The 11,925-nt window shown below is 57.3% G+C and carries 11 protein-coding genes; 6 read left to right on the top strand and 5 right to left on the bottom strand.

Translation table 11 applies throughout. The features are described from left to right. A partial coding sequence (locus V7680_RS08320; RefSeq protein WP_335652822.1) for an HAD family hydrolase occupies positions 1-628 on the bottom strand: 628 nt, incomplete at its 3' end. Positions 629-743: 115 nt separating this feature from the next. Here V7680_RS08320 and V7680_RS08315 point away from each other — a divergent pair. The 4 genes from V7680_RS08315 (at position 744) to V7680_RS08300 (ending at position 4,288) form a co-directional block, all read left to right on the top strand. After that, entirely contained in the window at positions 744-1,856 is a 1,113-nt protein-coding gene (locus V7680_RS08315; protein WP_335652821.1) for an ABC transporter permease, read from the top strand. Beyond that, a complete protein-coding gene (locus V7680_RS08310; RefSeq protein WP_335652820.1) occupies positions 1,856-2,671 on the top strand; it encodes an ABC transporter ATP-binding protein in 816 nt (271 codons plus the stop codon). Before V7680_RS08315 ends, V7680_RS08310 begins: the two co-directional genes overlap by 1 nt. Positions 2,672-2,736: 65 nt before the next feature. Continuing rightward, positions 2,737-3,684, top strand: a complete 948-nt coding sequence (locus V7680_RS08305) for an MlaD family protein (protein ID WP_335652819.1) — start codon at positions 2,737-2,739, stop codon at positions 3,682-3,684. A gap of 10 nt (positions 3,685-3,694) precedes the next feature. Further along, positions 3,695-4,288 carry an ABC-type transport auxiliary lipoprotein family protein gene (locus tag V7680_RS08300; RefSeq protein ID WP_335652818.1) on the top strand — a complete coding sequence of 198 codons (594 nt, stop codon included), beginning with the start codon at positions 3,695-3,697 and terminating at the stop codon, positions 4,286-4,288. Between the two features lie 17 nt (positions 4,289-4,305). Here V7680_RS08300 and V7680_RS08295 read toward each other — a convergent pair whose 3' ends face one another. Continuing rightward, a complete protein-coding gene (locus V7680_RS08295; protein ID WP_335652817.1) occupies positions 4,306-5,385 on the bottom strand; it encodes a class I SAM-dependent methyltransferase in 1,080 nt (359 codons plus the stop codon). Continuing rightward, positions 5,378-6,244 carry a prolipoprotein diacylglyceryl transferase gene (gene lgt, locus V7680_RS08290; RefSeq protein ID WP_335652816.1) on the bottom strand — a complete coding sequence of 289 codons (867 nt, stop codon included), beginning with the start codon at positions 6,242-6,244 and terminating at the stop codon, positions 5,378-5,380. The genes V7680_RS08295 and lgt overlap by 8 nt, the downstream gene beginning before the upstream one ends. A 79-nt stretch (positions 6,245-6,323) precedes the next feature. Between lgt and V7680_RS08285 the strand changes: the two genes are divergently transcribed. Beyond that, a complete protein-coding gene (locus V7680_RS08285) occupies positions 6,324-8,033 on the top strand; it encodes a class I adenylate-forming enzyme family protein (protein ID WP_335652815.1) in 1,710 nt (569 codons plus the stop codon). Next, positions 8,030-10,810: a [protein-PII] uridylyltransferase gene (locus V7680_RS08280; protein WP_335652814.1), complete on the top strand. Its 2,781-nt coding sequence runs from the start codon at positions 8,030-8,032 to the stop codon at positions 10,808-10,810. The genes V7680_RS08285 and V7680_RS08280 overlap by 4 nt, the downstream gene beginning before the upstream one ends. On the opposite strand, the gene V7680_RS08275 is transcribed toward V7680_RS08280, so the two are convergent. Then, the gene (locus V7680_RS08275; protein WP_335652813.1) at positions 10,807-11,334 is read right to left on the bottom strand and encodes a YceD family protein; all 528 of its coding nucleotides are present in this window, start codon (positions 11,332-11,334) and stop codon (positions 10,807-10,809) included. The genes V7680_RS08280 and V7680_RS08275 overlap by 4 nt on opposite strands. Further along, positions 11,331-11,864 carry a ubiquinol-cytochrome C chaperone family protein gene (locus V7680_RS08270; RefSeq protein WP_335652812.1) on the bottom strand — a complete coding sequence of 178 codons (534 nt, stop codon included), beginning with the start codon at positions 11,862-11,864 and terminating at the stop codon, positions 11,331-11,333. The genes V7680_RS08275 and V7680_RS08270 overlap by 4 nt, the downstream gene beginning before the upstream one ends. Positions 11,865-11,925 lie beyond the last annotated feature (61 nt).

The following is an 11,925-nucleotide window of genomic DNA, read 5'->3' as shown; positions in this document are numbered from 1 at the left end:
GCCGCAATTTGGGGGTCGGTGTTGTCGCTATTGCCTCGTCGGCAAATTCCAGCATCGCCTGATCGCTGACATGGTCGGAATAGGCGCGGACATGGGCTTCGGTGCGCTGCCAACCCTGCTTGGCAAACAATGCCTCGATCCGGCCGATCTTGGCATCGTCATAGCAATTCTCGCCGATGATCTCCGGCAGAACGCGCCCTTCGCCGTCGACCACCAGCTGCGTGCCGATCAGATGATCAAATCCCAGGCGGCGGGCGATGGCTTCGGCATATAGTTCATAGGATGCGGTGACCAGCACCAAAGCCCGTCCGTCAGCGCGGTCCGCTTCAACTTGATCGATGGCTTTCCGGTGGCGGTTGGATCGCAGGACCTTGTCGGCGAAGCGTTCGATATGGGGTTGCAATGCCGACAGTTCCGGACTGCTCCCCAGCAGCATAAGCTGGTTGAAGGTCTTCAATCGTCCGCGGCTGATCAGCTTGAGCCCGTAAGCGGCGAAGGCGAAGGGCAGGATCGGCAGGAATATCAGGCGCCATGGCGCTCTGGCAAAGACCATATGGAACAGGAATGGAGTATAGGTTCCGCGCACGGTAATCGTCCGGTCCATGTCATAAAGTGATATTTTCTGCATGCTGTCCCGATAATCCCGTTCGCGCTGTCCTTAGCAGCCCGCCTGCCAAAGCACCAAATATTTGAACGCTTTAATCTCTTGAGCTTTGCCGAGATTTCGGTCACCTATGGAGTTGATGTCGATAGCTAGCGATTTTGTCGAAGAGACAGCCGAGGATGGAGCGATTACGCTGCGTTTTTCTGGCGACCTTTCGATCGCCAGTGTCGGCGATCTGCCGGAGCGGCTGAGGGAATATCCTAGCCACGCTCAACGGCTTGATATTTCCGATACCGGCTATGTCGACACCGTGGGCGCGTGGCTGATCCACCGGACGGCGCGCGATATGGAAGCCGAGATTATCGGTGCGGATGATGATGCAGAGCGGCTGATTGCCGCCGTTGCTGGCGCTGATCAGGCGGCAGATATCAGGCCCGACCCTTTGAACCCCGTTGTCCGGGTGCTGAGCGAAATTGGCGAGGCCACTGCATTGGCCTTTACCACATTGACCGGGCTGGTCGGATTTTTCGGCGCGATCATTGTCGGATTTTTCCGGCTGGTCCGCCATCCGGGCCAGATCAGATGGAATGCCGTGGTCCAGCGTTTTGACGTCGTCGGCGTTCGCGCGCTGGGTATCGTCGGGCTGATGAGCTTTTTGATCGGACTGGTGATTGCGCAGCAAGGCGCGGTGCAGCTCCGCCAATTTGGCGCCGAAGTCTTCACCGTCAATCTCGTCGGTCGTCTGACTTTGCGGGAACTGGGCGTGCTGATGACCGCGATCATGGTCGCTGGTCGTTCCGGTTCGGCCTTTGCCGCGCAGATCGGTACGATGAAACTGACCGAAGAAATCGACGCGATGCGCACTATCGGCGTGTCGCCGATCGAAGCGCTGGTGCTGCCGCGCTTCCTCGCCGCCGTGGTCATGCTTCCTTTGCTCGGTTTCTATGCCTCGGTCGTCGCGATCATCGGCGGTGGCCTGCTCAGCTGGGTTGAACTGGATATCCCGCCGGCGACATTTTTCGCCCGTATCCGAGAGGTTGTGCCGCTGACCGACGTCTATGTCGGACTGGTGAAGGCCCCGGTATTCGGAGCGGTTATCGCGGTAACCGGCTGCTATCAGGGTATGCAGGTCAAGGGGAATGCCGAGGATGTCGGCAAACGGACAACCGCAGCGGTGGTCCAGGCCATTTTTCTGGTCATCGTGCTCGACGCCTTTTTCGCTGTCTTCTTCAGCTGGATCGGATGGAATTGATGAGCGCGTCACAGACCATCGCATATAATCCCGATTATGACGGCCCGATCATCAGCGTGCGCGGTCTGCGCAACAGCTTTGGTACGCAGGTGGTGCACGACAATCTCGATCTCGATGTCCGGCGCGGCGAAATCATCGGTGTGGTCGGCGGATCCGGCACCGGAAAATCCGTGCTGATGCGCTCGATCATTGGACTGCAGACTCCCAACGAAGGCGAGATCGAAGTCTTTGGCGAGCAGATTTTAGGTCAGTCCGACGCCGAAACGATCGAAATTCGCAAGCGCTGGGGCGTATTGTTCCAGGGTGGCGCGCTATTCTCAACGCTAACCGTCGCAGAAAATGTGATGGTGCCGATCCGGGAATTCTATCCGGACATGGATCGCGATTTCCGGCGGGAAGTGGCCAAATATAAAGTCTGTCTTTCCGGACTGCCGCCTGATGCGGCCCCGAAATATCCGTCCCAGTTGTCAGGCGGGATGCGCAAACGGGCCGGCATAGCGCGGGCGCTTGCGCTCGATCCCGAACTGTTGTTTCTCGATGAGCCTACGGCCGGGCTCGACCCGATCGGTGCTGCCGCGTTCGATAATCTGACCAAGGAATTGCAACAGACCCTGGGCCTGACGGTGTTCCTGATCACCCATGATCTGGATACGCTGCACGCGATATGTGACCGGGTTGCGGTGCTTGCCGATCAACAGGTAATCGCCGTCGGTACGATCGATGAACTGCTGGCGCTCGACCATCCGTGGATACAGGAATATTTCAACGGTCCACGCGGCCGCATGGCATCTGCCGGGAAAAAGGTGCTAGGATGAGAATGTTCAACCCGTTCAGAGAATTCTTGCAGCTGACGGTACCGCTCGTCATAGAGGTGAAATAGATGGAAACGCGCTCGAACCATATCCTTGTAGGTGTTGTCACTTTGGCGATGCTGGCTCTCGTCGCTGCCTTTCTGGTATGGATTGTCCGCTTTGGCGATGGCGCGACCAAGGAATATGATATTTTCTTTGCCCAGTCCGTCGGCGGGCTGGCATCGGGAACCGGCGTGACGTTCGCCGGGGTACCATCCGGTCAGGTGACCAAGGTCGAGCTGTGGAAAAAGGATCCGAATTTTGTCCGCGTCCGCATCGCGGTCAGCGAAGATACGCCAATACTCGAAGGCACCACGGCCACGATTCAGAGCGTCAGCTTCACCGCGCCGCCGAATATTCAGCTCGACGGGGCGAAAAAGGGTGCACCTCCGATCACCGATCTTGGTCCCGAAGGGGTGCCGGTGATCCCGACCAAGCCGGGCGCACTCGGGGAATTGCTCAACAGCGCACCATTGGTGGTCGAACGACTGGCAACATTGACCGACCGGCTGACCACATTGCTCTCGGACGACAACCAGAAATCGATCAGCGGCATATTGGCGAATACCGACAAGTTGACCGGCAGTCTGGCGAACCAGGCACCCGGTCTGGAGGCGCTGATGGAAGAATCGCGGATTGCCATTCGCAATGCCGGTCAGACCGCCGAGAAGCTGGGCCTGGTCGCGGACAATACCAATGCGTTTCTGACCAGCAACGGTGAGCCAGTGGCGAAGAATCTCGCCACAACACTGGATTCCGCCTCCAAGAGCCTGCTTGCTCTGGAAGGCGTGCTGAAAAATGCGCAGCCCGGTGCGGAACGTTTCTCGAAAAAGACATTGCCGGAAATCGATCAACTGGTCGAGGATATGCAAGCACTAACCAAATCGATGACCAAGGTGACCGAGCGACTGGACCAGGGCGGGGCCGGGTCCTTATTGTCAGCGCCAGCGCTACCGGACTATGAGCCAGGAAAATGAAGGGGCAGATATGATGAGCAAATTTTTGAAAGCCGTCGGTCTGCTGGCCGCAACAACAGCGCTGAGCGCCTGCGTTAGCTTTGGCGGTGCTGAACCGCCACCGTCGCTGCTTTCGCTGTCGCCCGACCAGAAACTCTCGGCCGGCGCTGTACGGAGCGGACCGCAGGCTGGTTCATTGGTGGTTGCGTTGCCCGCTGCACCGCAGAAGCTGAACACTATCCGGGTTCCCGTACAGACCAACGGAACGGGCATCGCCTATTTGAAAGATGCCGTGTGGGTCGACAAGCCGGCTCGGCTGTTTCAGGATTTGCTCAGCGAAACTATTGCGGAAAAGAATAACCGGCTGGTGCTGACGGCAACAGAGGCGGGCGGTAACGCGCAAACCTATATCACTGGCGAATTGGTCGATTTCGGCCTCGACGGCCCCAGCCTGACGGTCACCGTCACCTATGATGCGGTGAAAATGGTCACGGACAAACCGGTCGAGAAGAAGCGCTTCCAGGCCAGTGAAAAGGTCTTTGCGGCCGAGCCAAATCCGGTCGGTGAAGGCCTGAACCGCGCCGCCAATAAAGTGGCGACAGACGTCGCCGAATGGGTGGGTTAGCAGTCTAGCAAGGCTGGCTATTCCTCGCCGTAGCTGAAGCCCTCGGGTTCCGGCCAGTCGATCGGGGTCGCCGCCATTACCCGGAACAGGCACCCCATCTCGTCTGCATGGGTCAGCCGCTGATGGGCAGCCCGGATATTATCTGCCTGTTTTGGCGTCGCGTTGATCAGCGCTTCTGCACGCTGGTCAATCCCGAGCGACTTGAGCCACTGGCCCTGTTCTGCCGGGCCATGGATTGCCAGCAGACGGGTTCGGGCAATATTGGCTATCGTATGAAAGTCGACATGGGCGGTCAGATCGGATGTTCCCGGACTGTCGAACGGGCTGATCGGCATATGACCCTTTATTGCCTGTAATGTGCTGCCGGTTCCGGGGCGGGCATAGCCATAGTCGATGATCAGCAGCGTACCGCCCTGTTTGGATATGCGATTGGCAAGATGGCCGGCCAGTTCGACGCTGACCGGAGAACGTTCCAATATTGTCCCGTCCGGAAAGCCGCTCATGCCGCCGCCAATCCGGTCCTCAGCCACTTCCGTGCTCGGAATAGCGACAAATTTGCTGCGATCACGCGCGACCATCTGCCGTCGCCAGCCGCCGGATGTCGCGACAAATTGCTCGATCGGCAGGGCGTCGAAAAATTCATTGGCGACGATCAGCAGCGGGCCGTCTTCCGGCAGGCTGGCGATATTGTCATGCCATGTTGCTTCGGGGTGCAGCTGCGCTTGCTTGGCTTTCAGGACCGGGCTGGTTTCGACGAAATGGACACTCGGAACGCAGCCGAACCGGGCCAGAGAGCGTAGGGCATCCTGGGCCAGAGTTCCGCGTCCGGGCCCCAGTTCGACATAGTGGCAATGGTCGGGTGACCCTTTGCGCAGCCATAGATCGGCGAGCCAGATACCGACAATCTCGCCAAACATCTGGCTGATCTCGGGGGCGGTGACAAAATCACCCTCTTCGCCAAGGGGATCCTTGCTGGCATAATAATAGTCATTGGCGATCGTCATATAGTCGCCGAGCGGAATCGGGCCTTCGCGGTCGATCCGGTCGGCGATTATATGGGCTGCACTGGGTCGCTCCGCTTTGACGCCGTCAGGCAACGCTCTTGTCTCCGGCCACCGCTTCAATGCGCGCGCGCCGTCCTTTCGCGGTCAGAACCAGCCAGGCGCCAAGCAATATCATCGGAACCGTGAGCCATTGGCCCATGCTGAATCCCGATTGCTCGACCAGCCAGGTAAGCTGCACGTCAGGCTGGCGGAAGAATTCGACGGTGAACCGGCTGAAGCCGTAAACCAGCAATCCCGCGCCAACCAGTTTGCCAGGTTGATAGCGCGCGTCGGTTTTCCAGAACATCAGCGAGAGGATGATGAAATATAGGAGACCCTCAAGGCCTGCTTCGTAAAGCTGGCTGGGATGACGTGCGACTTCGCCGCCCATCGGGAAGATGATCGCCCATGCGACGTCGGTTTGCCGTCCCCACAGCTCGCCGTTGACGAAATTCGCCAGCCGTCCGAAGAATAGACCGAAGGGAATAACGCAAGCGATATAGTCGCACATCCGCAGAAAATCGAGCTTCTCCCGCCGCGCGCTCCACCACAGGGCAAGCACAACACCGATCGTGCCGCCGTGCAGCGACATGCCGCCTTTCCAGACCTCGAATATTCTGACCGGCTCTTGCAGGATTTCGGGAGCGTAGAAAAATACATAGCCCAATCGGCCACCGACGATGATCCCGAGCGTCGCCCAGAAGATAAGATCATCGGCGTGGCGGCGAGCCATCGGTGATCCCGGCTGGGCCACCAATTTGTTCAGATACCAATAGCCGATTAATATCCCGGCCAGATAGGCCAATGAATACCATTTGAGCTGAAAAAATCCGAGGTCGAGTGCATTGGGAGACAGGCCAAGCTCCTCAAACCGCGTAAACTGTGCCGCATTGGCCAATATAATATCAATCAACTCTTTTCCCCGCGTGGTTTCCTGTCCATATAAAGGGAAATCCCCTGAGACCAAGAGGGAACAATTGGAGACTTGAATAATGGCGACTTCTGAACTGGACGTGATAATCGACAAGACGTTGGAAGTGCTGACGCAGCCCGGTCAGCTGCTGGAGCTCGACACCGTCAATAAATATGGCGTCGACATGCCGATCTTCAAGAACGCGCCACAGAATGTCTCGGATTATCTCGCCTATTTCTGCCAACAGAACGCCGATAAGGAATTTCTGGTCGATGGTGATATTCGTCTGACCTTTGGCGAGACTTATGCTGCCGCTCGTGTTTTGGCTGGCGGGCTGGTCGAAGGCTATGGCGTTCAGAAGGGCGACCGAATCGGAATCGCCGCACGCAACTCTGCCAATTGGGTCATTCTCGACATGGCGATCATCATGGCCGGTGCCGTTTCGACCAAATTGAACGGCTGGTGGCAGGGCGATGAGCTGGCCGACGGGATCGAGGATGTCGGTTGTTCGTTCGTCTTTGCTGATGATCAGCGGGCCAAGCGTCTGGTCGAGTCAAAACGCGATCACGGCGCTGAACTGCTTATATTCGAACATGACAAGCTGCCGCTTGAAGGGCTGAAAGTCATGCTGGAAAAAGGGGGCGGCGCGGAAACCCCGCTGCCGCAAATGACACCGGAAGATAATGCGACCATATTGTTCACCTCGGGTTCTACCGGCCGTTCGAAAGGCGCTTATGCCGAGCATCGTTCGGTAGTGCAGGGCGCGATGAGCTTCGTCGGCTCCGTCGTCGTGCTGGTCAATATCATGGAGAAGCAGGGCACGATGCCCGACGGGCAGCCGACTGCCATGGTCTGTGTGCCGCTGTTCCACGTTACCGCGTCGGTTCCGCTGGTACTGGTCAGCTACGCGATTGGCCGCAAACTGGTGTTCCTCAACAAATGGGATGCCGAAGAGGCCATGCGCCTGATCGAAAAAGAACGGGTGACCTATTTTGTCGGCGTGCCGTTGATGAGCATGGAAATCTATTCGCATCCGAATTTTGAAAAATATGATCTGAGTAGCTGTGTGACCATGGCTGCGGGCGGCGCACCGCGCCCCGCGGAACATGTCAAACGGATCAAGGAGAAGATGGGCGATGGCTATCCGGTGATCGGCTATGGTCTGACCGAGACCAACGGCGTCGGCTGTTCCAACCAGAATGAAAATTATCTCGCCAAACCGGACAGCACCGGTCGCGCGACCCCGCCGATTGTCGATGTGGCAATCCTCGACGATGATGGCAACAAGATGCCGCAGGGCGAACGCGGCGAGATCTGTATCCGTACCGCTGCCAATTTCACCGGCTATTGGAATAATGAAGACGCAACCAGGGACGCTTTCACCGACGACGGTTATTTTCGCACTGGCGACATCGGCTATCTCGATCCCGAAGGCTATGTGTTCATTGTCGACCGCAAGAAGGAAATCATCATCCGCGGTGGCGAGAATATCAGCTGTCAGGAAGTCGAAGCCGCAGTCTACGCCAATCCGGCAGTCGCAGAAGCCTGCATTTTCGGTGTTCATGACGAACGGTTCGGCGAAGTGCCGGCGCTGGTCTATCATACCAAGGACGGGCATAGCCTAACGAAAGAACAGTTGCTGGATTCGCTCAAGAGCCAGCTCGCGCCCTATAAAATGCCGGTCCATGTCTGGCAATATGACGAGCCGCTGCCAAAACTCGGCACTGCCAAAATCGCGAAAATAGTGCTGGCGAAAAAACATCGCGACGAACTGGCCGCTACCGGATGAACATACGCGCCAATATCCCTGCTGCCCCCGATGACCCGGGAAAGCGGATCGTGCGACAGCGGGATATCATCAATCGTCGGGCGCTGGCTGAAAAAATAGAAGAGCTGATCGCCGAACATGGCATGGCCGATGCTCGGCCAAAGATTCTCTCCTTGTTACAGAATGCGCTGTCAGATGGTCGGGCAGAGATCAGCAAACGTTTGCTGAAACGGCCATCGGCTGGCCACGAAATGGCTGCCGCTCAATCGTTTCTGGTCGATCAACTGGTGCGGTTGATTCACGATATCGCCGTCCAGCATCAATATCCGGTCGGCAATCCGTCGTCGGGCGAACGGATCGCAGTGATGGCCGTCGGCGGCTATGGCCGGGGTGAAATGGCGCCGCATAGCGATGTCGATATTGCGTTCCTGACTCCGCACAAGGCAACCAGCTGGACCGAACAGGTCGTCGAGGCGATGCTCTACTGGCTCTGGGATCTCGGATTGAAAGTTGGCCAAAGCAGCCGCTCGATCGACGAAATGGTGCGGATGGCCAAAGGCGATCTGTCGATCCGCACGGCACTGCTCGAAGGCCGCTATGTCTGGGGCGATACCGGCGTTTATGAAGAAGCAAAACAGCGGTTTTTCCATGATGTCGTTGCCGGAACCGACAGCACTTTCGTCGCGGAAAAGCTGGCTGAGCGCGATATGCGGCACAAGAAAATGGGCGACAGCCGCTATGTTGTCGAACCCAATGTCAAAGAGGGCAAAGGGGGTATGCGCGATCTGCAGACCCTTTACTGGATCGGCAAATATATTCATCAGGTGGCGTCGGCCGAGGATCTTGTCGAAGTCGGCCTATTGACCGCCGACGAATTCAAACGCTTCCGCAAGGCCGCCAATTTTCTGTGGGCGGTGCGTTGTCACATGCATGACATGACCGGCCGCGCAGAGGACCGGCTGACCTTTGATCTGCAAACCGAAGTCGCCCGGCGAATGCGTTTTGCCGACCGGCCCGGCAAATCGTCGGTCGAACGGTTCATGCAATATTATTTTCTCAACGCAAAAGTGGTCGGCAACCTGACCGGCGTGTTTCTCGCCCATCTCGACGAAACCCACAATGCCGGGGTCCGGCGGTTTCTGCCGTCGCTGACCCGCAAGCCAAAGAAGCTCAAGGGTTTTGTCCTCGATCGTGGCCGTCTTGCTCTGCCGAACGAGGAATTTTTCACAGAAGACCCGGTCCGACTGGTCGAGATATTCTGGCTCGCCGACAAGCACGGGCTGGAAATCCATCCCATGGCAATGCGGGCTGCGCGGCGCGATGCCAAGCTTATCGACAACAAGATCCGCACCGATGCCCGTGCCAATAAACTGTTTCTCGATGTACTCAGTTCGCCACGCGATCCTGAACTGGTGCTGCGCTGGATGAACGAAGCCGCGATTTTCGGCCGCTTCATCCCCGACTTTGGTCGCGTTGTGGCGCAGATGCAGTTCGACATGTACCATCATTACACGGTCGACGAGCACACTATTCGTGCCATCGGGCTGCTCGCCAAGATTGGGCGAGGGGATCTTTCCGCAGACCATCCGAACAGCACAGCGACGATGGAAAAATTGCAGAACCGGCGAGTGATATTTGTCGCCACCCTGTTGCACGATATTGCAAAGGGTCGCGGTGGCGACCACAGCATATTGGGGGCGGAGGTGGCGATGAAACTTTGTCCGCGACTGGGCCTCAAGCCGCATGAAACCGAGCTGGTCGCGTGGCTGGTCCGCAACCACCTGCTGATGTCGGCAGTCGCGTTCAAGCGGGATTTGTCGGATTTCAAAACCATCCAGGATTTTGCCAGCCAGGTGAAAAGCGTCGAACGGCTCCGCCAGCTACTGGTCCTGACCGTTGTCGATATTCGCGCGGTCGGACCCGGCGTTTGGAACAGCTGGAAACGGCAGTTGCTGACCGATCTGTTCGAAGCGGCACAGGAAATGCTGCTGCTCGGCCACAAACAGCGCGGACGCAAGCAGCGGATCGACGAGAAAAAGGCGGTTCTGGCCGAGACACTGAATTTGCCGGAAGCCGAATTCAAGAAGCTCGCCAAGCGATTTACCGATGCCTATTGGATTGCCGAACCCGATGATATCATTGCACAAAATGCGCAGCTTGTGCTCGAAGCCGGCGACACGAACCTTGCGATTTTTGCCGATGTCTATGCCGAACGCGGCGCGACACTGATCACCGTCTATGCGGCCGATCACCCGGGGCTATTTTACCGGATCGCAGGCGGCATCCACGTCTCTGGCGGCAATATTATCGACGCGCGCATCCATACCACCCGCGATGGTATGGCGCTGGACAATTTCCTGGTTCAGGACCCGCACGGCAAGCCTTTTTCCGAGAAGGGGCAGCTGGACCGACTCAAGGAAGCGGTTGAGGATGCATTGGCCAACCGGTCCAAGCTCTCCACGAAGCTCGAAGCCAGGCCACTAACCCATGCGCGGGCGGGCGCCTTTGTCATCACACCCTTTGCGCTGGTCGACAATGAGGCATCCAACCGGTTTACGGTCGTTGAAGTAAACGCGCAGGATAGGCCGGCCCTGCTCAATGCGTTGGCCTACGCGCTGTTTGAATCGAAGGTGACCGTGCACAGCGCCCATATCGCCACCTATGGCGAGCGGGCTGTGGATACTTTCTACATCACCGATCTATTGGGCGGCAAGATCACCAGCAAACAACGACTGAACGGGCTGCAAAAACGCCTGACCACTGCTGCTGCGGGAAATACGGATAAAACCGAAGCTTAGCCGAGCTTGTCCTTCAGTGCCGCCAATGCACCGAACGGGCCTGCTTCAGCTTCGGATTTCAGCCCTTTTTTCTTGGCAACATTATCGGCATCCGGGCCACGCGGATAGGGATCGAGCGAAAGATACAGGGTCTGGGCAATAGCTTCGCCGAGATCGATCTGCGCCTGTTCATATTCAACAATGTCGCACTCGTCCTCGGTCAGCTCGATCTCTTCTTCCAGTTCGCTGGGGTCCGGCTTTGGAATGAATAAAATATCAAATTTATCGCGGATTTTCACCGGGATGGCTTCCCCCGTGATCGCGCAGCTCTGGTGCAGATCGGATGTGAGCATCCCTGTGAACGCAATTCCGCGTTCGCCGGCCACGAGTTTATAGGTTGCGGCGATCGAGGAGATTTTCGGGATATCGAACCGCAAGGCAAGCGCGCGGCGCTGTTCCTGGTCAGCGCTGAGTTTGCCGGTCTGCGGCTTCGAACCGATTTCGGACAGTCTGACGATATGGGAAAATTCGGGCGCGTCGATCATTTGGCCGTTCCGCTGTCGGGGATGTGGCCCGCGATAATCTCGCTGGAATCGACGCTTTTCAGCGCGCTATGATAAGCGGACAGGTGCTTGGCAACATAGCTCAAGGCCGCGTCATCGGGCTTTTCGCCGCGAAATATATTGCGCAAAATGGCATCTTGCAGGTCCGCGCCATTTTCCAGCGCTTCGCGATAGGCACCGACCCGGCCGCCCAGCGCACCCATCATCCGCCCGACATGCTTGCCTACGACCATTTCGCCGATACCGATCTGGCGCAATTGTCCGTCCATGTCGGAGATAAAAATTTCGGTCAGCCATGCGATGTCCTGACCCCGGTCTTCCTCTTTCTCGAGTCGAATCATGACTAGGGCAAATATTGCGGCAATCATGTCGAACCGGCCGTCGATACTATCGGGGACCTGACCCTCCTCATACCACGCGATTTGCCGTCCTTCCCGCACGATCGATTCGTATAATGGCCGCATCCCGGCATTGGATTTGTCTTTGGAAAATATCTTGCTGAAAAATGACATTGCTGGTTCCGCTGGTTGGATCGCAAGTTTATGGACGATCGTGTCGTTTGTTAAGTCTGGA

The sequence above is a fragment of the Parasphingorhabdus sp. genome (genome assembly GCF_036963705.1).
Lineage (GTDB): Bacteria > Pseudomonadota > Alphaproteobacteria > Sphingomonadales > Sphingomonadaceae > Parasphingorhabdus.
Note: the sequence above shows the minus strand (reverse complement) of the source record. Positions and strands in the feature narration are given on the sequence as shown.